Source organism: Streptomyces sp. NPDC086835 (assembly GCF_044745705.1).
Lineage (GTDB): Bacteria > Actinomycetota > Actinomycetes > Streptomycetales > Streptomycetaceae > Streptomyces.
Genome location: NZ_JBIVAU010000001.1, coordinates 72,665 through 97,580 on the forward strand (window position 1 = coordinate 72,665; position 24,916 = coordinate 97,580).

At 68.8% G+C, this 24,916-nt stretch carries 19 protein-coding genes; 13 read left to right on the forward strand and 6 right to left on the reverse strand.

All coding sequences use genetic code 11. The features are described 5' to 3' along the window. The first annotated feature begins 166 nt into the window (after positions 1-166). The 10 genes from ACIPJI_RS00300 (at position 167) to mycP (ending at position 13,856) form a co-directional block, all read left to right on the forward strand. Positions 167-1,471, forward strand: coding sequence for an extracellular solute-binding protein (locus ACIPJI_RS00300; protein WP_356622022.1), 1,305 nt, complete (start codon positions 167-169; stop codon positions 1,469-1,471). A gap of 5 nt (positions 1,472-1,476) precedes the next feature. After that, positions 1,477-2,448 (forward strand): carbohydrate ABC transporter permease, encoded by a 972-nt coding sequence (locus ACIPJI_RS00305; RefSeq protein WP_402243691.1) that lies wholly within the window; start codon positions 1,477-1,479, stop codon positions 2,446-2,448. Continuing rightward, positions 2,445-3,296: a carbohydrate ABC transporter permease gene (locus ACIPJI_RS00310; RefSeq protein WP_356622020.1), complete on the forward strand. Its 852-nt coding sequence runs from the start codon at positions 2,445-2,447 to the stop codon at positions 3,294-3,296. Before ACIPJI_RS00305 ends, ACIPJI_RS00310 begins: the two co-directional genes overlap by 4 nt. Positions 3,297-3,300: 4 nt before the next feature. Continuing rightward, positions 3,301-4,941, forward strand: coding sequence for a beta-N-acetylhexosaminidase (locus ACIPJI_RS00315; protein WP_402243693.1), 1,641 nt, complete (start codon positions 3,301-3,303; stop codon positions 4,939-4,941). 293 nt (positions 4,942-5,234) lie between these two features. Next, positions 5,235-6,131, forward strand: a complete 897-nt coding sequence (locus ACIPJI_RS00320) for an FAD binding domain-containing protein (RefSeq protein WP_356622018.1) — start codon at positions 5,235-5,237, stop codon at positions 6,129-6,131. After that, positions 6,128-8,095 carry a 2Fe-2S iron-sulfur cluster-binding protein gene (locus ACIPJI_RS00325; RefSeq protein ID WP_402243694.1) on the forward strand — a complete coding sequence of 656 codons (1,968 nt, stop codon included), beginning with the start codon at positions 6,128-6,130 and terminating at the stop codon, positions 8,093-8,095. Before ACIPJI_RS00320 ends, ACIPJI_RS00325 begins: the two co-directional genes overlap by 4 nt. After that, positions 8,092-10,407 carry a xanthine dehydrogenase family protein molybdopterin-binding subunit gene (locus tag ACIPJI_RS00330; RefSeq protein ID WP_373465288.1) on the forward strand — a complete coding sequence of 772 codons (2,316 nt, stop codon included), beginning with the start codon at positions 8,092-8,094 and terminating at the stop codon, positions 10,405-10,407. Before ACIPJI_RS00325 ends, ACIPJI_RS00330 begins: the two co-directional genes overlap by 4 nt. Before the next feature lie 142 nt (positions 10,408-10,549). After that, the gene (locus ACIPJI_RS00335; protein ID WP_356622016.1) at positions 10,550-11,080 is read left to right on the forward strand and encodes a hypothetical protein; all 531 of its coding nucleotides are present in this window, start codon (positions 10,550-10,552) and stop codon (positions 11,078-11,080) included. A 58-nt stretch (positions 11,081-11,138) separates the two neighbouring features. Then, positions 11,139-12,593, forward strand: coding sequence for a hypothetical protein (locus ACIPJI_RS00340; RefSeq protein ID WP_356622015.1), 1,455 nt, complete (start codon positions 11,139-11,141; stop codon positions 12,591-12,593). Positions 12,594-12,620: 27 nt separating this feature from the next. Next, a complete protein-coding gene (gene mycP, locus ACIPJI_RS00345) occupies positions 12,621-13,856 on the forward strand; it encodes a type VII secretion-associated serine protease mycosin (RefSeq protein WP_356622014.1) in 1,236 nt (411 codons plus the stop codon). 100 nt (positions 13,857-13,956) lie between these two features. Here the strand turns inward: mycP and ACIPJI_RS00350 are convergent, their stop codons facing one another. Further along, entirely contained in the window at positions 13,957-14,448 is a 492-nt protein-coding gene (locus tag ACIPJI_RS00350) for a PQQ-binding-like beta-propeller repeat protein (RefSeq protein ID WP_402243696.1), read from the reverse strand. Next, entirely contained in the window at positions 14,445-14,807 is a 363-nt protein-coding gene (locus ACIPJI_RS00355; protein ID WP_402243697.1) for a hypothetical protein, read from the reverse strand. The genes ACIPJI_RS00350 and ACIPJI_RS00355 overlap by 4 nt, the downstream gene beginning before the upstream one ends. 584 nt (positions 14,808-15,391) lie before the next feature. Here ACIPJI_RS00355 and ACIPJI_RS00360 point away from each other — a divergent pair. From ACIPJI_RS00360 to ACIPJI_RS00370, 3 genes are read left to right on the forward strand one after another with little or no spacing between them, the layout of a single operon-like run. Then, on the forward strand, positions 15,392-15,817 hold the full coding sequence (locus tag ACIPJI_RS00360) for a hypothetical protein (protein ID WP_402243698.1): 426 nt from the start codon (positions 15,392-15,394) through the stop codon (positions 15,815-15,817). An 11-nt stretch (positions 15,818-15,828) separates the two neighbouring features. Continuing rightward, complete coding sequence (locus ACIPJI_RS00365; RefSeq protein WP_356622011.1) at positions 15,829-18,162, forward strand: DUF6571 family protein; 2,334 nt, start codon at positions 15,829-15,831, stop codon at positions 18,160-18,162. 56 nt (positions 18,163-18,218) lie between these two features. Then, the gene (locus tag ACIPJI_RS00370; RefSeq protein ID WP_402243699.1) at positions 18,219-18,833 is read left to right on the forward strand and encodes a hypothetical protein; all 615 of its coding nucleotides are present in this window, start codon (positions 18,219-18,221) and stop codon (positions 18,831-18,833) included. Between the two features lie 546 nt (positions 18,834-19,379). Here the strand turns inward: ACIPJI_RS00370 and ACIPJI_RS00375 are convergent. The 4 genes from ACIPJI_RS00375 to ACIPJI_RS00390 all read right to left on the reverse strand — a co-directional run bounded on the left by ACIPJI_RS00375 (position 19,380) and on the right by ACIPJI_RS00390 (position 24,889). Further along, entirely contained in the window at positions 19,380-19,928 is a 549-nt protein-coding gene (locus ACIPJI_RS00375; RefSeq protein ID WP_402243700.1) for a hypothetical protein, read from the reverse strand. A 2-nt stretch (positions 19,929-19,930) separates the two neighbouring features. Further along, positions 19,931-22,231, reverse strand: a complete 2,301-nt coding sequence (locus ACIPJI_RS00380) for a DUF6571 family protein (protein ID WP_402243701.1) — start codon at positions 22,229-22,231, stop codon at positions 19,931-19,933. Positions 22,232-22,250: 19 nt separating this feature from the next. Further along, complete coding sequence (locus ACIPJI_RS00385) at positions 22,251-22,679, reverse strand: hypothetical protein (RefSeq protein ID WP_356622007.1); 429 nt, start codon at positions 22,677-22,679, stop codon at positions 22,251-22,253. Positions 22,680-22,828: 149 nt separating this feature from the next. Continuing rightward, the gene (locus ACIPJI_RS00390) at positions 22,829-24,889 is read right to left on the reverse strand and encodes a PQQ-binding-like beta-propeller repeat protein (RefSeq protein WP_402243702.1); all 2,061 of its coding nucleotides are present in this window, start codon (positions 24,887-24,889) and stop codon (positions 22,829-22,831) included. Positions 24,890-24,916 lie beyond the last annotated feature (27 nt).

Consider the following 24,916-nt stretch of genomic DNA (forward strand, 5'->3'; position numbering starts at 1 on the left):
GCGTGCGGTGCGCCGTTGCACAGGGTGCTTCCGCCGGTCACAGAGTGGTTGAGACCTCTTGTGACCCTCTTGTACGGCCGTTCAGGCGGGCCTAGCCTCCTGCGTGTTGTGCATGGCGAAACACTCGTTGCGTATGTTGCAACGCTCACTTGGTAGGGGATCACGCATGAAGCTCGTCTCCCGAGCCGCCGCCACCGCCGCGGCCCTCGCACTGGCCGGTCTCACCGCCACCGCCTGTGCCCCGCAGACCTCCGGCAACAGCGCCGAGCGGGACGACAAGAGCGGCACGCTGCGGGTCTGGCTCTTCCAGGAGGTCAACAACAAGCCCAAGGAGCAGGTCGTCGACGCCGCGGTCGCCGCGTTCGAGAAGGCGCACAAGGGCGCCGAGGTCGAGATCGAGTACATACCGGTCGAGACCCGCGCCCAGAGGATCAAGGCGGCGTTCAACGACCCGAAGAGCGCCCCCGACCTGATCGAGTACGGCAACACCGACACCGCCGGCTACGTCAAGGACGGCGGACTCGCCGACGTCACCGCCGAGTTCGGCGCCTGGGACGAGGCCAAGGACACCGACCCCACCGCCAAGCAGTCCGTCACGGTCGACGGGAAGGTCTACGGAGCGCCTCTCTTCGTCGGCGTCCGCGCGCTCTACTACCGCACCGACGTCTTCAAGGACCTCGGCATCACGGTGCCCAGGACCCAGGACGAACTCATCGCCACCGCGAAGAAGATCCGCAAGGAGAAGCCGGACCTCTACGGCCTCGCCGTGGGCGGCGCCTACACCTACGGCGCGATGCCGTTCATCTGGGCCCACGGCGGCGAACTGGCACGGGAGAACGGCGGCTCCTACGAGTCCGCCATCGACAGCGCCGCCGCACAGAAGGGCATCAAGGCGTACACGTCCCTCTTCGGGGACCACAACTGCCCGGCCGCCAAGTGCGCCGCCATGAGCGGCAACGCCGTCATCACCGCCTTCGCCGCCGGCAACGCGGCCATGGCGATCGGCGGCGACTTCAGCCACCAGGCCGTCGAGGCCGGCGCGGTCAAGGGCAAGTACGCGGTCGTACCGCTGCCGGGACTGAAGGCCGGTGAGATCGCCCCGGCGTTCGCGGGCGGCAACAACGTCGGCGTCCTCAAGAGCAGCTCGCACCGCACCCTGGCGGTGGACCTGATGAAGCGGCTCGCGGGCAAGGAGTCGCAGGCCAAGCTTTTCGACGCGATGGGCTTCCTGCCCACGTACACCGATGTGCGCGCGGAGGCGGCGAAGAAGCAGCCGTTCGTCGCGCCCTTCATCGAGACGCTCGGCGCCGGCGCCAAGTTCGTCCCCGCCTCGCCCGCATGGGGCCGGATCGACGCCTCGCTCGTCCTGCCGACCATGTTCCAGGAGATCGTCAGCGGCAAGAAGGACGTGGCCGCGGCCTCGGGCGACGCCGCCGAGAAGATGGACGCCGCGTTCTCCGACGCGGGCTGAGCCCCATGGCCTACAAGACCGCGGCGGAGCCGGCGGTGGTCCCCGCGGGGACCACCGCCCGCCCGCCGGACACGACCGCGCCCCCGGTCAGGCCCGCACGGCGCAGCGGGGCCTGGACACCCTGGCTCTATCTCGCACCCGCCCTCGTGGTGCTCGCCGGACTGCTCGTCTACCCGATCTACCAACTCGGCCTGATCTCCTTCCTCGAATACACACAGGCACAGGTCAGCGGCGGTGAACCGACCACCTTCCAGGGCCTCGGCAACTACCGGACCCTCTTCGCCGACAGCCAGTTCTGGCAGGTGCTCCTCGCGACGGTGCTCTTCGCCACCGCGTGCGTGGTCTCCACGCTCGCCGTCGGCTGCGCGTTGGCCGTCCTGCTGACCCGCGTACGCGCCCTGCCGCGGCTCGCCCTGATGATGGCGGGGCTCGGCGCCTGGGCGACCCCGGCCATCACCGGCTCCACCGTGTGGGTCTTCCTCTTCGACCCCGACTACGGACCCGTCAACCGGATGCTGGGACTGGGCGACTTCTCCTGGACGTACGGGCGCCTCAGCGCCTTCGCCCTCGTCATGTTCGAAGTCGTGTGGTGCTCCTTCCCGTTCGTGATGGTCACCGTGTACGCGGGCATCAAGGCCATTCCGGGAGAGGTGCTCGAGGCGGCCTCGCTGGACGGCGCCTCACAATGGCGCATCTGGCGGTCCGTCACGGCGCCGATGCTCCGGCCCATTCTCGTGGTCGTCACCATCCAGTCGGTCATCTGGGACTTCAAGGTCTTCACCCAGATCTATGTGATGACGAACGGCGGAGGCATCGCCGGACAGAATCTCGTGCTCAACGTGTACGCCTATCAGAAGGCCTTCGCGTCCTCCCAGTACAGCCTGGGCTCCGCGATCGGCGTCGTCATGCTGCTGATTCTGCTGGCGGTCACGCTCGTGTATCTGCGGCTGCTGCGCCGTGAGGGAGAAGAGATATGAGCCTGATTCCCGCGCCGCTGAGGGTGCGGCGCCCCGGGCGGCTGCTGGCAGAGGCCGCGGCGCTGGTCATCGCGGTCGTCGTCGCCTTCCCGCTGTACTGGATGGTCCTCTCCGCCTTCAAACCCGCCGGGGAGATCCAGTCGACGGACGCGAAGCCGTGGACCCTTTCCCCGTCGCTCGACTCGTTCCGCCGGGTCTTCCAACAGGAGGAATTCGGCCGGTATTTCGTCAACAGCCTGATCGTCGCCGGCACGGTCGTCGTCGCCTCCGCGCTGATCGCCTTCCTGGCCGCCACCGCCGTCACCCGGTTCCGTTTCAGGTTCCGTACGACGCTGCTCATCATGTTCCTGGTGGCGCAGATGGTCCCGATCGAGGCGCTGACGATTCCGCTGTTCTTCCTGATGCGTGATTTCGGGCAGCTCAACACCCTCGGCTCGCTGATCCTGCCGCACATCGCCTTCTCGCTGCCGTTCGCGATCTGGATGCTGCGCGGCTTCGTCAAGGCCGTTCCGGAGGCGCTGGAGGAGGCGGCGTACATCGACGGAGCGAGCCGCGCGCGCTTCCTGTGGCAGATCCTCTTCCCGCTGGTCTTCCCCGGGCTGGTGGCGACGAGCGTGTTCTCGTTCATCTCGACGTGGAACGACTTCCTGTTCGCCAAGTCGTTCATCATCAGCGACACCTCGCAGTCGACGCTGCCGATGGCGCTGCTGGTCTTCTTCAAGCCGGACGAGAACGACTGGGGCGGGATCATGGCGGCCTCTACCGTGATGACCGTGCCGGTGCTCGTCTTCTTCGTACTCGTTCAGCGACGTCTGGTCTCCGGCCTGGGCGGCGCGGTGAAGGACTGACGCGATGACTTCCACAAACCTGATCCCGGCGCCGCGCGTGGCGCGCTCCATCCCGTCCGCAGGCGGCTTCGTCCTCGACGAGTCGACCGTCGTGGACGCGGGCCCTGGCACGGAGGCGGCCGCGCGATGGCTGCGCCGTACTGTAGGCGCGGCCACCGGGCTGCCGTTGGCACCCGGAGCCGGAGATGACGGAGAAGCGATCCGGCTGCGTGTCGACCTGCCTGACGCCGGGCATCTCGGTCCCGAGGGCTACAAGTTGTACGTCAACGGCGACGACATCGCGGTGCACGGCGGTGGCGCCGCCGGAGTGTTCTGGGGCGTGCAGACGCTCCGTCAGCTCCTGGGCCCCGAGGCGTACCGCAAGGCGCCCGTGGCGGCCGGCCGGTGCTGGGAGGTGCCGGGCGCCTTGATCGAGGACGCGCCCCGCTTCTCCTGGCGCGGTCTCATGCTCGACGTCGCACGGCACTTCATGCCCAAGGAGGGCGTGCTGCGCTACCTCGACCTGCTCGCCGCCCACAAGCTCAACGTCTTCCACTTCCATCTCACCGACGACCAGGGCTGGCGCGTCGAGATCAAGCGCCACCCGAGGCTGACCGAGGTGGGCGCCTGGCGGTCGCGGACCAAGTACGGGCACCGGGCCTCACCGCTCTGGGACGAGGCCCCCCACGGCGGTTACTACACCCAGGACGACATCCGGGAGATCGTCGCCTACGCCGCCGAACGGCACATCACCGTCGTCCCCGAGATCGACATCCCCGGGCACTCGCAGGCCGCCATCGCCGCGTACCCGGAACTGGGCAACACCGACGTCATCGACACGACCTCCCTGACCGTCTGGGACAACTGGGGCATCAGCCCCAACGTGCTCGCCCCCACCGACACCACCCTCCGCTTCTACGAGGGCGTGCTCGAGGAGGTCCTCGACCTCTTCCCGTCCGCCTTCGTGCACATCGGCGGCGACGAATGCCCCAAGGACCAGTGGAAGGCGTCGGCCGCCGCCCAGGCACGCATCAAGGAACTCGGCCTGGCCGACGAGGACGAGCTCCAGTCGTGGTTCGTCCGGCACTTCGACCGCTGGCTCACGGACCGCGGCCGCCGCCTCATCGGCTGGGACGAGATCCTCGAAGGAGGCCTGGCGCCCGGCGCTGCCGTCTCCTCCTGGCGCGGCTACCAGGGCGGCATCGCCGCCGCGGAGGCCGGCCACGACGTCGTCATGTGCCCGGAGCAGCAGGTCTACCTGGACCACCGGCAGGCCGCCGGCGACGACGAGCCGATGCCCATCGGCTACGTGCGCACCCTCGAGGACGTCTACCGCTTCGAGCCCGTACCGCCGGCGCTCGCCCCGGAAGCCGCCCGGCACGTACTGGGCACCCAGGCGAACGTCTGGACCGAGGTGATGCAGGACAGCGCCCGCGTCGACTACCAGGTCTTCCCGCGGCTCGCCGCGTTCGCCGAGGTCGCGTGGTCCACGCTGCCCCCGTCCGCGGAGCGCGACTTCGCGGACTTCGAACGCCGAATGACCGCCCACTGCGCGCGCCTTGACGCGCTCGGGGTCCACTACCGGCCCCCCGGCGGCCCGTTGCCGTGGCAGCGGCGCCCCGGCGTCGCCGGACGTCCGATCGACGGCGTGCCCCCGAACGTGTGAGCCCGGCCGGAGGCCGCCTCCCGGCGGCCCCGGCCCTGAGACGGTAGGAGGGTGGCACGGCAAGGAGAAAGGCGTACAAGCGCCGCTGAAGAACGGCAATCCGCCCGTGGTGGTACGGGAGTACGAAACCGGACGTTTGTCGCGGTCCCGTACTTGTGGGGCGGATGCGCCCTTCGCGGACCCTCCCGTCGGTCCGCCCGGAAGATGTGCCAGAGTTGCCACGTCCGGCCTGTGAGCACGTACGGTACGGCAACACAGGCGGGACAGCCGGGACACCGGGAAGGGGCAACTTGGTGACCACGCACGCACCGCGAACGGCACAGTCGGTGACGCTGCCGGCCTCGCTCGACGAGGCCGTGGCGGCGCTCAGCGCCATGCCCGCCGCCGTCCCCGTCGCCGGCGGCACCGACCTCATGGCCGCGGTCAACAAGGGCCAGCTCCGCCCCGCGGGCCTCGTCGGCCTCGGTCGCATCAGCGAGATCCGCGGCTGGCGCTACCAGGACGGGCACGCCCTGCTCGGCGCCGGCCTCACCCACGCCCGGATGGGCCGGCCCGACTTCGCCGCCCTCATCCCCGCCCTCGCCGCGTCCGCGCGTGCGGCCGGGCCGCCCCAGATCCGCAACGCGGGCACGCTCGGCGGCAACATCGCCAGCTCCGCGCCCACCGGCGACAGCCTGCCGGTGCTGGCCGCGCTCGAGGCCGACCTGGTGATCGCGGGCCCGGGCGGTGCCCGCCGTGAGATCCCCGTGTCGCACCTGCTGGCCGGACGGGAGATGCTCGGTCCGGCCGAGCTGATCGGCTTCGTACGCGTACCCCTCCTGCACGCCCCGCAGGTCTTCCTGAAGGCGACCGGCCGCACCGGCCCCGGTCGCGCCACGGCTTCCGTGGCCGTCGTCCTCGACCCGGCCCGGCGCGGTGTGCGCTGCGCGGTGGGCGCCATCGCGCCCATGCCGCTGCGGCCGCTCGAGGCCGAGCGGTGGATCGGCTCGCTCATCGACTGGGACGGCGAGCGGGGCCTCGAGGGCGAGGCGCTGACCGCGTTCGGCGAGTACGTCGCCGCGGCGTGCATCCCCGACCCGGCGCCGGCGCCCGACGGCGAGGAGCAACCGGTGCTGTCGCCGGCCGTACTGCATCTGCGGCGCACCGTCGCCGCGCTGGCCCGACGGGCACTGGGGAGGGCGCTGTCGTGAGCAACGAGAACAACCCGCACGGCCTTCCGCCGGAGTTCCAGGAGCTCCCGGAGGGCTTCGAGCCGGATCGCCGCGGCGACCGGTACGACGGTCAGGACCAGCGGGACCCCTACGGCCGTCAGCACGGCCAAGGAGGACCGTACGAGCAGCACGGTCACGGCGAGTCGTACGCGCAGCGCGGTGATGCGGAGTCGTACGAGCAGTACGAACAAGGCGAGTCGTACGGACAGTACGAGCAGGGACAGCCGTACGGGCAGTCCGAGCACGGGGAGGCCTACGGCCGGCACGAGCCGCCGCAGGGTTCCTACGGTGATTCGTACGGCTCGTACGGGGACCAGGGCGGCGGCTGGCAGCCCACGCCGCAGGGCGGCGAGTACGACGGCGAGGCCACGGCCTTCTTCCAGCTGCCCCCGGAGTTCACCACCTCCGACGCCGCCCCGCTCGAGGCGCCGGGGCACGGCTACGTACCGCCGATGATCAGGCCGCTGACGCCTGCCGCGGGGACGGACCCGACGGCGGCCGGCGGCTGGGCGACGCCGTGGCCGGAGCCTGCCGGGCAGGGGGCGGCCGGCGAGTCGGACGCGAACGCGAACACGAACGTGAATGTGAACGAGACGGGGCAGTGGGTCTTCCACGAGTCCCAGGACGTTCACGAGGCGACGCACAACGCCCATGACGCCCATGACGCTCAGGGCGCTCAGCGGTTCCGGGATGCGCACGATGCGCAGGATGTCCCCAATGCACATGACGCGCGCGAGGCCTATGAGGTCCGTGAGTCAGGGATGTTCGGGGAGTCCCAGGCGTTTCCGGGGGCCCGAGAGGCGCAAGGGCCGCAGGCGGCCCCGCAGTTCCCGCAGTTCTCGGAGTTCGCGGAAGCCCAGGAGTCGGAGCCTGCCGCGGCGTACGATTCCGACTCCGGCGAGTTCCCACTGCCGCCCGATGCCGACGCGCCCTGGGCCGGTACGACCCCGTCCGCGACGCTCCCCGGAGGTGCGCCGGCCCCCTGGGCGACGCTGCCGGGCGGCGCCTCCGCGCCCTGGGCGGCGGACGAGTCGCAGCGGGCGGAGGACCCGGCCGGGTCCGGCTCGGAGCCGGTGGCCGCCGAACCGGCCGCCGAAGAGGACGCGGCGGCGGCCGAACCGGTCGAGCCCGCCGAGCCCGCCGCCACGGTGCAGGTACCCGGCGGGACGTCTGCCGAGGCCGAGGCCGGGGTCGAGCCCGAGTCACCGTCCGAGGTGGAATCCCGGTCCGGCCCCGAGCCCGAGCCGGCGGCCGGATCCCAGGCCGATGCCGGAGCCGATGCCGGCGCCGATGCCGTGCCGGCCGACCCCGCCCCGGCCGCTGCGGCCGAGCCGCCCGCCGGGACCGAGGAGCACCCGCCCACCTCGTACGTCCTGCGCGTCAACGGCACCGACCGCCCGGTCAGCGACGCCTGGATAGGCGAGTCCCTGCTCTACGTCCTGCGCGAGCGCCTCGGCCTCGCCGGCGCCAAGGACGGCTGCTCCCAGGGCGAATGCGGCGCCTGCAACGTGCAGGTCGACGGCCGGCTCGTCGCCTCCTGCCTGGTCCCCGCCGCGACCGCCGCGGGCTCCGAGGTGCGTACGGTCGAAGGCCTCGCCACCGACGGCGAACCCTCCGACGTCCAGCGGGCGCTGGCGGCGTGCGGCGCCGTCCAGTGCGGCTTCTGCATCCCCGGTATGGCGATGACCGTCCACGACCTCCTCGAGGGCAACCACGCCCCCACGGAACTGGAGACCCGCCAGGCCCTGTGCGGCAACCTCTGCCGCTGCTCCGGCTACCGGGGTGTCCTCGACGCCGTACGCGAGGTGGTCGCCGAACGCGCGGCGAGCGCCACCGCCGCCGCCGAGGAGACGGAGGCCGGTGACGAAGCCCGCATCCCGCACCAGGCGGCACCCGGCGCAGGTAGTGTGCAGATTCACCCGCACGACGGAGGCATGGCGTGAGCAACGACGCGGCCACCACTGCGATGCCGCAGCCGGTCGACAGCCCCCAGCCGGAGGCTCCTGCCCACGGCCTCGGCGCGTCGCTTCCCGCCGCCGACACCCGCGCCAAGAGCGAGGGCACGTTCCCCTACGCCTCCGACCTGTGGGCGGAGGGCCTGCTGTGGGCCGCGCTGCTGCGCTCGCCGCACCCGCACGCCCGCATCGTGTCCGTGGACACGTCCGCGGCTCTCGAGATGCCGGGCGTACACGCGGTGATCACCCACGAGGACATCCCCGGCGACGGCGCGTACGGCAGGCGCATCGCCGACCGGCCCGTCTTCGCGTCGGAGATCGTCCGCCACCACGGCGAGGCGATCGCCGCGGTCGCCGCCGACCACCCCGACACGGCCCGTCTCGCGGCGGCGGCCATCGCGGTGGAGTACGAGGTCCTCGAGCCGGTCACCGACCCCGAGAAGGCCTTCGCCGCCGAACCGCTGCACCCCGACGGCAACCTCATCCGCCACATCCCGCTCCGCTACGGCGACCCGGACGCGACGGGCGAGGTGATCGTCGAGGGCCTGTACCGCATCGGCCGCCAGGACCCGGCCCCCATCGGCGCCGAGGCCGGCCTCGCCGTGCCCCGTCCCGACGGCGGCGTCGAGCTCTACGTGGCCTCCACCGACCCGCACACGGACCGCGACCTCGCCGCGGCCTGCTTCGGCCTCGAACCGGAGCGCGTCAAGGTCGTCGTCACCGGCGTACCGGGTGCGACGGGCGACCGCGAGGACCCAGGCTTCCAGCTGCCCCTCGGACTGCTCGCACTTCGTACCGGCTGCCCGGTCAAACTCGCCGCCACCCGCGAGGAGTCCTTCCTCGGCCACGCCCACCGCCACCCGACGCTGCTGCGCTACCGGCACCACGCGGACGCGGAGGGCCACCTCGTCAAGGTCGAGGCGCAGCTGCTGCTCGACGCGGGCGCGTACGCCGACGCCTCATCCGAGTCGCTGGCCGCCGCCGTCGCGTTCGCCTGCGGGCCGTACGTCGTCCCGCACGCCCACATCGAGGGCTGGGCGGTGCGCACGAACAACCCGCCCTCCGGCCATGTGCGGGGCGAGGGAGCGATGCAGGTCTGCGCCGCGTACGAGGCGCAGATGGACAAGCTCGCCGCGAAACTGGGCCTGGACCAGACCGAGATCCGCCTGCGCAACGTCCTCGCCACCGGCGACATCCTGCCCACGGGCCAGACCGTCACCTGCCCCGCCCCCGTCGCCGAACTGCTCCAGGCCGTACGGGACTTCCCGCTGCCGCCCCTCCCCAAGGATTCCCCGGAGGACGACTGGCTCCTCCCGGGCGGCCCCGAGGGAGCCGGCGAACCGGGCGCGGTACGCCGCGGCGTCGGCTACGCCCTCGGCATGGTCCACATGCTCGGCGCGGAAGGCACCGACGAGGTCTCCACGGCCACGGTCAAGGTCCACGACGGAGTCGCCACGGTCATCTGCGCGGCCGTCGAGACCGGCTCGGGGTTCACGACGCTCGCCCGCCAGATCGTCCAGGAGACCCTGGGCATCGACGACGTCCGCGTCGCCTCCGTGGACACCGACCAGCCACCGGCCGGCCCCGCCGCCCACGGCCGCCACACCTGGGTGTCGGGCGGCGCGGTCGAACGCGCCGCGAAGATGGTCCGCACACAGCTTCTCCAGCCGCTGGCCCACAAGTTCGGTATGTCCACCGAACTGCTCCAGATCACCGACGGCAAGATCACGTCGTACGACGGTGTCCTGTCGACGACGGTCACCGAGGCGATGGAAGGCAAGGAACTCTGGGCCACCGCCCAGTGCCGCCCCCATCCCACGGAGCCGCTCGACGAGTCGGGCCAGGGCGACGCCTTCGTCGGCCTGGCGTTCTGCGCGATCCGCGCGGTGGTGGACGTCGACATCGAACTGGGCTCGGTCCGCGTGGTCGAGATGGCGGTGGCCCAGGACGTCGGCCGGGTCCTCAACCCCGCCCAACTGGCCACCCGCATAGAGGCCGGCGTCACCCAGGGTGTCGGCGCGGCCCTCACGGAGAACCTCCGCACGGCCCGCGGCGTGATCCGCCACCCCGACCTCACCGGCTACGCCCTCCCGACAGCCCTGGACGCGCCGGACATTCGCATCGTGAAACTCGTCGAGGAACGCGACGTCGTGGCCCCCTTCGGCGCCAAGCCCGCGAGCGCCGCGCCGGTGGTCACCTCCCCGGCCGCGGTCGCTTCCGCGGTCCGCGCGGCGACGGGCCGCCCGATCAACCGCCTGCCGATCCGGCCGCAGGCGGCGGTGGCTGTTCCAAACTCGTGACGTAGTCGGCGGGTTGCTAGTGCAATCCAGGGGTGCGCTGTGTCATGCCCACTCGGTAGAGTGATCCCTGCAGACGTGTGTAAACGGGGAGGCATTCGTGGCGGAGGACGACGGGACGGGGCGGCCGGTGTACGGCCCGCCGATGCCGACAGACGGAATGTCGAGCGACGAGCGGCAGTTGCGCATGGTCAACCCTGGGCTGGCCGCAATGCTCTACGACCCCGAGTCGATGACGTCGTTCAAGAAGCGCGTCGACGACCTGATCATCAAACTGAACGGCTCCCCGGCGGGACCCGACAAGGTCGCACAAGAGGCGCTGAAGCGCGGCCAGTTCGGTGGGGGTGGTGCGTACTGGGTCGAGGCCAACGGCCTCGCGGCCGCGTACAGCACCGTCATCGACCAGCTGAAGCAGCTGTCGCAGCTCCTGAAGGACTGCATGGAAGGCATGGGCATCGCGGTCGTGGCGTCCAAGGACGGATACGAGACCATGGACGACGACGTACGTCGCCGGATGCTGGCCATCCATGAGCGGACGCAGCAGCATTACGACCCGAAGCGTGACCCGGTTGCCCAGGAGAAGGCCAAGGAAGAGCAGCAGGGGCAGACCGACCCCGGAGCGAACGGACAGCCGCCGGCAGGTGGCGACTCGGCCGGTGTCGGCGGGCTCCAGTAGCGGCACGACGCACGACGTCGAGGACGAAGAGGACCACGGGGACGAGTGAGGCGGAGAAGTGGCTGAGATTGCCGGCGGTGGCGGCGGGGGACGGACCAGCTTCGAGGGCCTGACCCATGAGCAGATGTTGGCGTGGCTCGACCAGGCCGACAAGGATTCGGTGAAGGCGGCGGCGGATCGGTTGTCGGAAGCTGCATTCGACATACGCGAGATCGCACAGCAGCTGAAGTTCCGTCCGGAGCGGGTGAAATGGGAAGGTGAAGGCTTCCAGGCCTTTGTCGACTGGGGAGCCAGTCTGTCGAGTGCCACCTTCCGCCTCGCTGACTACAGCGACGAGGCGTCCAAGGCGATGGCGCAGGCAGCGGTCGTGATCGCTGAGGTCAAGAGCGCGATTCCCCGGGACATCGCCGGTTCGAAGGCCAATCTGGAAGCGGCTCTGGAGCACCGGAACGACCCCGACTCGGCCGACATCGCGAGCAAGGCGCGCGCTGACCTGGACAAGAAGCGCCATGAGGCGATCGCGCAGATGAACAAGCTGGCCGGCGCGTATGCCGCGTCCAAGACGCGCATCGAGACGCAGGAACTGCCGACGTTCCAGCCGCCGCCGGACCGCTTCGTGCCGGAGGGAGGCGTGCGCGGCGGTAGCGACGATCTCTCCCGCTCCAGTGCGACTGGCTCCGTCCGGCAGTCCGACGTCGCTCCGTATGCGCAGCCTGTGAACCGCGACTCTGCGCGGGCCGAAACGGCTGAGCGGACAGAAGTTGTCAGTCCGCCTGCACCCCGGCAGGAGCGCCCTGTCGCCATGGAGATCGACAGTATCGAGACTCTCCCCCCGGTTACCCCCAATGTGCCTCCAGTCACTCCCGCGCCGGGGCCGGTGCGGCCCGAGACCGGAGGACTTCCTCCGGTCGGCCCGTTGGCGCCTGTCACGAATGCTGGAAAGCCGGTGTCTCCCGTGACGCCTACGGGTAAGCCGGGACCCGGTGGTCGCTCCCCCATCCTGCCCGGACAGGGCGGCGGGCCAGGGCCTGTGAGTCAGGCATCTCGGCTGCCTCGCGACAGTGGGATCACGGGCGGGCGACAGGTGCCATCAACTACAGGGAAGCCGACCGTCGGTATCCCGCGGAGTACGGTCGTCGGCAACGAGAGTGTCCATGGGCGACAGCCGATGGCTCCTGGTGGCGGGATGACAGGCAGCATGAATTCCGGGCAGGGTGCGACCGGCCGTCGTCTTGCCGGTGAGACCGGCGGGGTCATCGGCGGACGGCCGCAGCAGCCCGGTGCTGCCGGCGCCCGCCCCTTCACACCAGGCGGCTCTGGTCTGGTGCGGGGGGCAACCGGCGGATCCGCGGGACAGAGCTCCGGCCAACCGTTCATGCGGGGCGCTGCTCCCTCGAACCAGGGTGCCGGCGAGAGGCGTTCCGAGCCGAACGGTGAACGCCCTGATTACCTCGTCGAGGACGAGGAGACATGGCGGGCGAGCCGGCGCGTGGCGCCGCCTGTCATCGATTGATCGTCGAGCACAAGATTGAGGAAGTAGATGACGACCAGCAGTATCCATCCCCTGCGTGGGCGCGTTGTCGGAGTGGCCACTTTGGGGCTGTTGCTGCTGGGTGTCGCCAGCACGCCTGCTCATTCAGAGACCATCCGGTCCAAGCAGTGGCACCTGGATGCCATGGGGGCGGAGGAGATCTGGCAGATCAGTACGGGAAAGGGTGTTGAAGTCGCCGTCATTGACACTGGTGTGGACGCCACAAACGGCGACCTCCGAGGGCAGGTGCTCCAGGGCAAGGACTTGGCCCCCGAGGAGAAGGGCGATGAGCGGACCGACTACAACGGTCACGGCACGGGCATGGCGGGCATCATCGCAGGTACCGGCGAGAGCGGTAGCGGTGACGGTGCTTTCGGCCTCGCTCCGGATGCCACGATTGTCCCGATCCGGATCCCTGACGTCGGCTTTGACAACAATCGGCCGGAAGTGATCGCTCAGTCCAATAAGGCCACGGCCGCAGCGATCAAGTACGCAGCTGATCAGGACATCAAGATCATCAACATGTCCATCGGTTGGACCAAAGGTTCCTCAGAGCTGGACGACGCGGTGGAGTATGCGCTTGATCGCGGTTCGCTGCTTTTTGCCTCCGTCGGCAACAGCGGTGATGTGGACAACGATCCTGAGTATCCGGGAGCCACGCCTGGTGTCGTTGGTGTCAGCGCCATCGGAAAGGATCTCAAGAAGACCAAGGAATCGCAGTACGGCGTGCAGGTCGACTTGGCCGCTCCCGGCGATGACATCGTGCACGCGTGCGGCGGGAAGACCGGCCTCTGCACAGGCCACGGCACCAGTGCCGCCACCGCTCTCGCCTCCGCCACCGCCGCCCTCATCTGGTCCAAGCACCCCGAGTGGACCAACAACCAGGTTCTCCGGGTCATGCTCAACACGGTGAGCGCCCCGACGAGCGGTAACAAGCGCAACGACCACGTCGGTTACGGCGCAGTGCGCCCGCTGCGTGCCCTCAAGACACCGGGCGACCCGGGCCCGGCCGACGAGTATCCGCTGCCCGATCTGGCAGCCGCCGCTTCCAAGTCACCGTCGGCGGAGGCTGCGGAGCCCGCGGCCGGCAAGGACGCGGAGACGAAGCAACCTGCGGACGCCGCGTCCGAATCCCAAGGCGGCAGCAGCACCACGCTGTGGATCTCACTCGGGGTCGGTGCCGCGGTGATCATCGGTGCGGCAGTGACTCTGTCCGTGGTCCGTTCCCGACGTGTCAACGGCTAGTTCGGACCGACACGGCGCCAACCGCCTCCAGAGCCACTGTGCCGAGGCGGTCGGTGCTGCATCGCCGGATGCCTTCCGCTGACGGGACCGGCGAGGTTCTTCAGAACACCGGCAGCGCGGTCAGCGAGTGCGAGTCGTGGACGAAGACGCGGTTGCCACCGACCGCGATGCCCCAACGGTTGCCCTCGCCTGCCCCGTACTTCATGCGTAGTCGGCCGGACTCAAGTTCCAGGCCGCTGAACTGCGGTGACAACTCGTTCGTGTCGACGATCCAGACTCCCGCGCCCTGGGTCCGCATGGGGCCGTTGCCACCGCCCCTCCGCCACAGGGTCTTGCCCGTCCCGGGGTCGAGGCGATGAGGCCAGAGCTCCTTGCCGTCACCGATCCGCAGGGCTGCAAGCGTCCTTCCGCCGAGGTAGGCGACGCCGTCCTGGTGCGCCGGGAACAACGCCTGCTCGGCCTGGCGCCTGCGCTCACAGACCTTGCGGCCGTCCATGGTGTCGAAAGTGATGACCTCGCCCCCTGCCGCGGAGACCACGAGACGGCCGTCCATTGCCATGCCCACCGGCCGTACTTCGGTGCGCAGGTTCACGCCGGCCCCGACCGTCCAGCGGATCTTCGCGTCGGAGCGGCCGACGGATCGCAGGCGGGGTCCTTGAAAGTCTGCCGCAGCGTGGCCGGCTTTCCTGAGGATGCTTCTACGGAGTCGACGACCAGGGGTTTGACCTGGCCTTCGACGCCGAAGTGATCGATGCCCGGGATACGGAAGATCCGATGGCCGTCTGTGGTCACGCGCCATGCGTCCTCGAGCTTGACGGTCGTCCAGACCGAGTTCTCCGTCGTGGGGTCGACGGCGGTCAGCCCCTCCTCGGTCACCAGCATGACGTTGTCGCCCAGGACGACCGGCATCGGTTCGGCGGCAGGGAAGACCTCTACGGTCTCGTCATCCACAGGGGAGATCTGAACCTGCCAGAGGTAGTCACTCAGCGGCTCTTGCGACGGCGCGGGGGAGGTCGTGCTCTTGTCGGACGGTCTCGCCTTGGCTTCCGGATCTCGCGAGCCGAGCCAGGCCCAGACGCCTCCGCATGCCGCGGCGAGACCGAGTGCCGAACTACCGGCCACAAGGAGGCTGCGACGCGCCACACCGCCGGAGCCGGCGCTCCTTGCGTCCGCCGCCGGTGCCGGGAGTCGGTGCGGCTGGTGGGTCCAGACGTCGGTGGCGATGTCGGTCAGGACATCCGGCGGGCGGCATCCTGCGGGCTTCGGCCGGTGCGGGTCGGCACACGGTTCATCCTGTGCATTGGCGCACGTTCCATCTGTGAATCCCCCGAGGCATGGCTACGCCGAAAGAGCCTACCGGCGCACGCCGCAGCATCCTGCTCGAGGGCATGCCGCTACCCCTCACAGGCCAGACGGCACTTGGATGTAGAGATGCTGGGCGGACCATTTGGTCCGCCCGGATTCCGTCGTAGGGTGGTCCGGTCCGACTGTCCGTTGGCACGCCACCTTTCGTTTGCACAGGTTCCGGGGGATTCATGTCGTTCGACACCGAGTGGTCTTCGGTCCGTTCCGAGTCGACTGCGAATGTCAGCATGCGTTTGAACCAACTGCCTGCAGAGGGGGGTGGCGGCAGCAGTACCGCCGATCTTCAGGCCAATCAGGACAAGCTGGGTGCTATTGGAAATGCTGCATTCCTCCTGCACGGCCGATTGAACACGGTCGGGAAGAAAGCGAATGCGAGCACGTCGGAAGCGGCGACGATGATGACCGCCAACGGTTTCCGGACCGGTGCCGCGATGGCGACGGTGCACGAGACATGGGGCTCTCAGCTGCAGACGCTGCTCGATGCGTGCGCGAACATCTCGAACCATCTCGATTACAGCGCCGCGTCGCACGCGCAGGACGAGAAGGACATCGCGGCGTCTCTGAGCACGTCGAAGATCAACGAGTACCTGAAGTAGGCGGGGGAGCCATGCTGACGTTCGACAACGTGTACCACGCTCCACTCGACAAGCTGAAGGCGTCGGTGGACGACTGGTCCAAGATGACGACCGACCTCGAGACGCTCGCCACCGACGCGAGGTCCACCATGGCGGCCAAGGCGAAGGACGACTACTGGCGCGGGGTGAACGCCGAAGTCACCAAGCCGTTCGTCGACAAGACGGCCAAGGAGTTCGACGACGCTGCGAAGGCGGCCAAGGGGATCAAGCAGATCCTGTCGGACGGGTACGAGGCGTTCAAGAAGGCCAAGGACGACCTCAAGAAGCTCATGGACACCGAGGCGCCGGCGCAGCATCTCGTCATCACGGCCCAGGGCAAGGTCGAGGCGTCGTATCCGCTGGAGAAGGACCAGGGCGCGCGTCACGACCCGGACTATCCGGAGGCGCTGCGGGCCCAGCGGGCGAAGATCGAGGCCATGCAGAAGCGGGTCGACGCGATCGTCGAGACGTGCGACGACGCGGACATCGCCGTGTCCAACGCGCTCAAGGCGAACATCACCGGCGACAAGCACAACTTCAGCGCCCCCAAGTACAGCAGCATCGACGCGGAAGAGGCCCAGCGCGCGGTCGACCTCGCGAAGAAGGGCCGTGACCTCTCGCACAAGGAGCTCGAGCAGCTCAACGAGCTTCTCAAGGACAACCACGACTCGAAGGTGTTCTCCCGGACCTTCTACGACGGCCTCGGGCCGAAGGGTTCACTCGAGTTCTTCGGGCAGCTCTCCACGGACACGTACGACTACTCGAAGCAGGACAAGGAACGTCTGAAGGACGTCCAGGAGCTCCAGAAGAACCTCGGCCTCAACCTTGCCACGGCGACGGATCCCACCGGCAAGGACGACAAGTGGACCCAGCGGTGGGGCGACGAGATGCGCAAGCTCGGCACCGAGCGCATCCCGCTGGCCAAGCACGACTACAACGGCCCGTACGGGTACCAGCTGCTCGGCGGCATCATGCGGTACGGCAACTACGACCCGAAGTTCCTCAACCCGATCGCCGAACACGTGGTCCAGCTGCATGCCAAGGATCCGTACATGTTCGCCGACACGAAGAGCACGCTCGGCTACGACAAGCACCCCTTCAACCCGTCGGGCAAGAACGGGGCGGGCTACGACCCGGTCGTCAGCATGCTGGAGGCGCTCGGGCACAGCCCGGAGGCGTCAAAGGAATTCTTCTCGTCGGACCCGAAGGCGTACAACGAGGACGGCACGTACAAGGGTGGCGTTCCGAAGGACGCGGACGGCAAGGAGATAACCAGCTACCTGGACTACTTCACCAACAAGGACTACAAGTCGTTCCCCGACATCGTCGGACACGATCCGGACGACGCCAAGCAGTCGATGAACTACATGCCCGACGCTTTCGGGCACGCCCTGGAGTCGGCGACGCTCGGTCACGCCTACGACGACCCGAACCCCAAACTGGTCCGGGACGAGGCATCCGCCGACATCATGGAGAAGGTCGTCGACAAGTACGGCGGCGACCCGGAGTTCCTCAAGAAGAACCACTCGGCGCTGGCCGACAGCCTGGGCAACATGGGTGCCGGATACATCGACGACCTCAACTGGGCGATCGACAAGAACGATCCGGACAGCATCTACGCGCCGGGCAAGAATCCGGAGGCGCACGCCACCTTCGGGCGTTCGGGCGCTCGCGAGTTCCTCAGCGTGCTGGGCCAGCACCCGGACGCCTACGCCTCCATCAGCACCGCCGAGCGCATCTACACCACAAGTGTTCTAGAGACACAGGTGGGCCCCGACGGCAAGATAGACGAGGGTGGCGCACGGCACGCCGTGAACACAGGCGGCCAGATCCAGGGCATTCTCGATCAGTCTCGAGGCGACCAGGTCGAGGCCGAAGGCCTGAAGAAGCACGAAGAGTACGAAAAGGCGCACGAGAAGCGTTCCGCCTGGATCGAGTTCGGGGCGACAGCAGGCATCGCGGCCGGCGTGGCCTTCCTCCCGGCGACGGCAGCCGCCGCCGGCGCAGCGGCCATCCTGGTCCCGCTCGCGGTGGACACAGGCAGCGGTGCTCTGGAGCAGATGGCCGGCCAGGTCATCGGCGACTGGTCGGACAAGTCCGTGGAAGACCACAAGAAGGTGACGGAGGGCGACATCCGGGAGCAGAAGTCCGAGGTCTTCCGCGCTGGTGAGGTGAGCTCCGAGGCTCCGATGGAGCGGTTCATCGACCAGTACGGCGACCGGATGAGCAGTGAGTTCGAGCAGGACCTGCGTGAATCTGCGCAGGGCGGCTACAACACCGGCAACCTGAGGGAAGACCAGCAGGGACAGGACCCGGAAACCGGCTGACGAGGAATGGGCGCGAGATCGTGATGCGACGACGGGATGCGGTACTGGCCGCGACGGTGAGTATCGCTCTGTGCTTCGGTGCGACTGCGTGTGGCGGCAATGACGAGCCCGCGGCGAAGCGCACCGCGGCCAAGGACCAGTGCGGTGGTGTCCTGTCGCCTGCGGCGCTGACGGCACTGGAGCAGGTGATGGGTAAGCGGTTCTCCGACGCCGCCGACGCGACGGCGGACGAGACGGTCGAACAGCTGCGTAGCGACTACGGCAAACGTCTCAACTGGAGCCGGGGCAAGCAGTTCTGCGAGATCTCCAAGACGGATGGCGGTGTGAACTCCATGACCGTCAGCTTCTCGCTGTACGCCCCTGACGACCTGTCCGGAAGCAACCACGCCGCGAACCTTCATGCATACCCGATGGGGAAGGAAGCCCTGGCCGGGGCGGAGGACGCGTACCTGTACTTCGAGTGCGTCAGCCCCGAGCTGGAGGGCTCGAAGTCCCGCCCCGCGCGGGTCGCGGGCCACCTTTCGCAGTCGGAGCCGCCCTCGGACACGGAGGAAGTACACAAGGCGAACATGGCGGTGCTTCACTCGGCCGCAGTTGCCGTGGCCGGGGAATTGAAGTGCGAGGGGAATGCAGGGCTTCCTGCCGATCCGAAGCTGACGCCCGCGGACTAGCCGGGGCCCCCGTCTTCTGAGACACGGCGCCACCGTCAGGTCCGGCGGCGACCTGGCGAGGAGGTGGCCACGGTGCCCTCGAAGCAGTCATCGGCCCTGACGCCGGCCGGGAAGGCCGCCGGTACCTGTGAGGGAATCGCCTCGGCGACCTACGGGTCCGCGGCTGATGGGCGCGCACCGGTCGAAGACTGCGTACTCGCCGACAACTCGGGTGAAGAGCGCTTCAGGATCGCCGCCTATTACGGGCCTTATGCGAAGGCCGCCCGCCTCGAGACCGTGCGGGGTGACCAGTTCGACCGGGCGCCGGGGCCTACTGGGCCACTGCGGCATGTCCCTCCGGAGAAGCCCTCTACACGGTGGAGCCGCTGGACAACGGTGACGGTTTCGTGGACCCGGATCCCGGGCTGGAGCGGAAGGCTTTGAAGACCTTCGCTGCGGCGTCGGCGGCAAGGCACGGGTGTCCTGCGCCGACGTACCCGTGACGTTGCGTATGTGCGGTTGAAGGCGAAGGCGACGCTCGCGCGGGCTGGTCGGAGGGCGGCGTCGTCACTCGCAATTCAGCTCGCGCTGCGCGAAGGCCACGAACTGCTTCAGCAGGGCGGGGAGGGCTTTGCGGGGCTCTGGATTATCCGGTCTGTCGAAGGTGTGGAGGTTCACTTCGATGTACTTCCCGGGCGTGGAAGGGGACTTCGAAGGTTCGCAAGCGATGTAGGAGACAGCCCCGTTGTGCCAGATGATGCCCTTTCTTCCTAGGTTGATCGGATCGGGGTCGACTTTTTCGTAACTGGACCAGTCGATTCCCTGCTCGAAGGTTTCGTACCTGGCAGAAGCCTGGAACTGCGTACGGCCGTCGATATCGAGGGAACATGTTGTGGAATCGAGGTCTTCATCAAGCACGAAGGGCCTTGAGGAAAGCGTGACCTTCTCACCGGCGGGCAGGAAAGGAACGAGATCCTTGCTCGCGAATACATCCCAGCAGATCCGTTCCGGTAGCTCCGGGACGGCTTTGGTTTCACCGTTGGAACAACCGGTCACGACTAGGATCAGGACCGCGAGGTTCGCAGCGGTTGTGGCGATTTTCCGCAGTTGATGCAAGGCTACTTTCCCTTGGGATGCGAACTGGCCACTAGGTCGCGGCCGACGGAGTGAGCCGTTCCCGTCTGCGTTGAGGCCGAACCTTGATATTCCTCGATCTGCTCAGCCGAGAGGCCGGATCCTCGGGCGCCCGTCTCAACGGCGTTCTTGGCAGCTTCCTTGGCCACGCGCTCAGCCTCTGCGTAGCCGCCGGCAGACTCGCGGCGACCCTCGTCGGACTTATCAGCTTCCGCGCTCTTCACCGCCGACTCCGTGACGTCCTCCTTGATCCACATGATCACGTCACCACCCACCGGGACCATCTCGACATACTTGCCGCCCACCGCATCGATCACGCGGTTGGTCCACTTGGCGTTGTCCGCCACGCCCGCGTTGTATTCCGATGCCTCATGAGTCTTCGCGTCGTGGACGGCCTGCGCCCGCGCCTCGGTCATCATGCCCGCGATCTCGCCGCCCGGGTGGACGGCGTTACGCACCGCCTCGCCCGTGTCGCCGTGGCGCTCCGGGTTGTGGAACACGTCGGACACGAGCGTCGTCGTGTACGCCTGCTGGGCGTTGGTGATCGCGCCGTAGGCCTGTGGGTCCTGGCCCACCGCGCCGAGGAACGCGGCCATCTCGTCCTTGCGGAACTCGGCCGGTTCTCCGAGGTACTTGACCTGGTCCGCGCCGTTCTCCGCGGTGGCCTGGAGGTCCGGCATGTACTCGGCGGCCATGTTGCCGAACTGCGGTGCGAGAGAGCTCAGCGGGCCCGGCGGGTCGCCGGGTTTCGCCGCCACGAGGGACGGGTCCGCGCCGATCTTCGCGACGACCTGCTCCATCACGCTGCTCATGGCCTTCGTGTGGGACACGGGGGCTGCGTCCTCGTCGCCCGGTACGCGGCCGGTGACCGCCGCCTCCAGTGCGTTGCCGAGCGCCGTCTGCCCGGGGTGGATCTCGCCGCCGACCGTCGTGTCGTACCAGTCCGCCGTCGGCTTCTTGTCCAGCATGTGGTCGACGACGCCCTGGGCGTCCTTGCCCTTGATCGCCCCGTCCGACAGCGTGACGATGCCGTCCTTGTCGGTGTCCTCGCGGACCGGCTCGTTGAAGAACGCCGTTGATGCCTCGGGGTTCTTGCTCATCGCCTCCATGAGGCCGGTGAGCGGGTTGAATCCCTTGCCGCCCTCCCCGTCCAGGTTGATGGACACAGGGGAGTGGCTCAGCGGCATGTTCTCGTGCCAGATGTCCGGGTTCTGTTTGTCCATCGCCACCATGTCGCGGCCCACGGCGGTGAGGAAGTCCTTGTCGTACGTGCCCTCCCGCAGGAGCGCCCCCAGCGCCTGGTAGCCGTACACCTTGGTACCGGGAGCGGTGAAGCCCGACACGTCGATCTCTTTGCGGCCTGCCTTGAGGAGCTGCGTCGTCCATGTGGCGTCGAGGTGGTTCGGCGTCGACGTCTGTGTGGCGAGCCCGAGCATCGCGCCCATGTCGTTCTGGATGTTGCGCACCATGTTGACCCGGTCCAGGCCGGCGGGGCCGAGCGAGGTCGCGTCCAGCGACATCTTCGTGTACGCCTCGAGCGTGCCTTCCGCGCCCAGCTTCCGGTAGAAGGCGGCAGAGACGTCAGGATCTGTGCGGTTGTCGTCGAGGAGGTCTTCGAGTTCCTTCAGCGCCGCCACGTTACGCGCCGTGCCGCCCTCACCTGTGACTGTCTTCATGAGCGCCGCTGCCCGGTCGGCCTGTTCGGCGTCGAGGCTCTTGTACTTCGGGGCGGTGAATTCGTGGTCGTCCCTAACGTTTCCCGCAAGGGCCCGTTTCAGCGAGTCGTCCGCGTCGGAGCAGTCCTCGACGATGCGGTCGATCTTCTTCTGCCAGGAGCGGACGGCTTCCTCCTGCTTCCGCAGGGTTGCCGCGTACAGGGCATGGTCGGGCTCGTGGCGCGCCGCCATGTCGTCCTGGACCGGGTGCCGTGGTGTCACCTTGCCGCCCGCGCCCACATGGATCCCGGCGGCGGGTCCTTCCTCGTCCCTGATCCTGACCAGCGCGTCCTTGGCGGCCTTGAACGAGGTGTGCGCGTCCCGTAACAGCAGTTCGATGCCTTTGGCCTGGGCCGCCGCGTCGTGGAACTCCTTGACGCTCTTTGTGATGAACGGCCTGGTGATGCTCGCGTTGACGCCCTCCCAGTCGGCCTTGTCCGACTTGGCCTTCATGCCCCGCCGGGCGTCGTCGGCGAGCTTCTCCAGTCTGGTCACCGTCTCGGACCAGCGGTCGACGGCTTCCTTCAGCTTGCCGACAGGTGCGTTGACGACGTCGTCGAATTGCAGCACGGCGCTTCCCTCCGGCGGCTTACGTGAAGTATTCGTCGAGCTTGGAGACGGCGGTCAACTTGCCTGCGATGTCGGCGTCGTTGTCGGCGTGGTCGGCCCGTGTGTGGTCCAGATGGTTGGAGATCTGGCCGCATGCGTCCAGCAGCGTCCGCAACTGTGTGTGCCACCGGTCGTGGACCTTCAGCAGTTCCGATCCGCTGACGAAATTGCCGTTCGTCAGGGCGTTCGCGGCTTCGAAGGTCGACGGCCTGGCGTGGTCGCCGTCCCGCGACAGCCTGCCGTGGAGGAGGTACGCGTCGTGGCCGACGGCACCGAGGTCGTCCTGGTTGACGCTCAGATCGGTCGCGCTCCCGGGATTGCGGCCACCGCCGTCGGAATGGTTGAGCCGCATCCCGACCGTCCGTGAGGCCCCCGCCCGGGCCGCGGCCCACTCCTCGTCGAACCTCACGCTTCCTCCTGCCCCGTTGGACCCACCGCGTCCTGGTCGGTTCGACCGGCGGTATGTGGCGGAGCACGACCCTAGCGGAGATCTGTCCGTACCCGTACGCAGATGCAACTGAGGTATTGGTTTGGCCGAGTTCGGAAGCCGTACCGCGATCAGCCGAGAACGGGCAGGGCCGTCAGCTCCTCACCTGCCGTGACGATGAGCCGGTTGCCGCTGCCCGTGATCATGTGGGTGCCCACGTCCTTGGGAAGGCCGTGCGTCCAGGCTTGCTTGCGGGTGTCGAGAGCCATGGCCCACAGTTGGAGCTCGTCGCCTTCCACGGGACGCGAGTTGATGGCGCACACCGTATTGCCCTGCACGGCCACGGGGCTGTACATGAAGTACGACTTCGGAGACCTCCACGCCTCGGCCCCGTCGGCGATCCTGTAGCCGAGGACGTAGTGGCCCTGGGTGGCGTAGACGATTTCCCCGTCGACCAGCGGAGGACCTGCGGGACTCATCCTGCCGTCGACCAGTTCGCTCTTGGCCCACAGCTCCGAGCCGTCCGCCAGACTGCGAGCAGTGAGCGTGGCCCCGTTGAAGAGGACCACGTCGCCCGACGCCACCGGCCGGATCGGCGCGAGGTCGATGGACGCCTGATCGGCGAAGTCCCAAACGGGACGGCCGCTGCCGGCATCGACAGCGACGACATGGCCCATGCCCGAGGCCACGATCAAACGGCCCTGTGCCGCCACGCCCGAGGGCCGGCGCTTCTTGGTGAGGTCAGCCTTGGGCCGCACCGTCCACTGGATCTTGCCGTTCGCGCGACTGATGCTGCGCAGCCGGCCGTCCTTGGTGCTGACGTACACGGCAGAGTCGTCCGTGGCGATGACCTTGTGAGCGGCTGCCGGTGCCGTCCACCTCGGCTCGCCGGTGGAGGCTACATATGTCACCAGCCGGCCCTTTGTGTCGACGGCCGCAACGAGAGCGTCCGACAGGGAGACGAGCCCCGCCTCCTGGTCGATGTCCTGCGCCGTCCAGCGGCGCCTTCCGTCCACGACATCGTGCGCGGCCACGCCTCCGCCCAGGGCACCCGCGATGACCACATCACGCACCGTCAGTACCGTGGCCTGCCTCGCGAGCGCCCGTATCGGACCCCAGAGTGGGGCCGGCTTCCCTTTGACCGGCGCGGCAGGACGCGCTCGGGGTGTCTCGGCGGCGGGCGGGAGCGCGAAGGGATCGGGCTCCTTGCCGCCCAGGAGCCACCAGGCCAGGGAGCCGCCGCCGGCGGCGAGGGCGGTGCCGCCCACCGCGAGAGAGGTGATCAATCGGCGCCGTGAGACGCCCTTCGGTGCCTGGCCTCCCGGCGTCAGCGTGGCCCGCTGCTTGATCTCGTCGGCCAACGGGCCGTGGCGCCAGATGCGTTCCGCACCTCGCGGCGGCGCGGCCACTGCCGCGATCCGGGCCGGAGTGGGCCGGTGAGCGGGGTGCTTGTCGAGGCACTGGCCGATCAGAGGCGCGAGCTGTGCCGGTACGCGGTCGAGATGCGCGACACCGTGCACCACTTCGTACTGCACGGCCGCGACATGGGTGCCGCTGAATGCCTGCGATCCGGTCGACGCGTACACCAGGACGGAGCCCAGCGAGAACACGTCCGCCGCGGGGCCGACGCGGTGTCCCATGACCTGCTCGGGTGCGCCGTAGCCGGGAGTGGCCGGTACCTGGCCGGTGGTCGTCAGCGTGAGGCCGTGCTCGGGGCGGGCGATACCGAAGTCGATGATGCGGGGACCGGTCGACGTGAGGACGATGTTGGCGGGCTTGAGATCGCGGTGGATCAGGCCTGCGGCGTGGATGTCCGCGAGGGTCCTGGCGAGGTCGGCGGCCAGCACGCGCACCGCCTGTTCGTCGAGCGGGCCATGGGCGCGGACCGCCTGGTCGAGCGTCGGCCCCGTCAGGAACTCGGTCGCCAGCCAGGGCCGGCCGCCCTCCGTCTGCGCGCCCAGCACGCGTGCCACGCCCCGGCTCGTGACGGCCTGCGCCATCCGGGCTTCCCGAACGAAGCGCTGGGCGAGGCCCTGGTCGTAGGCGAGTTCGGGCCGCAGGACCTTCACGGCGGCGGTCGAGCCGGTGGCGTCCTGGCCGAAGTAGACCTTGCCCATGCCGCCTTCGCCGAGCACGCCGAGCAGACGGTACGGACCGAGCCGGAGCGGGTCACCGGTGCCGAGGGGTTTCATCGAGGAACAGCTCTTTCCGGACGTTCG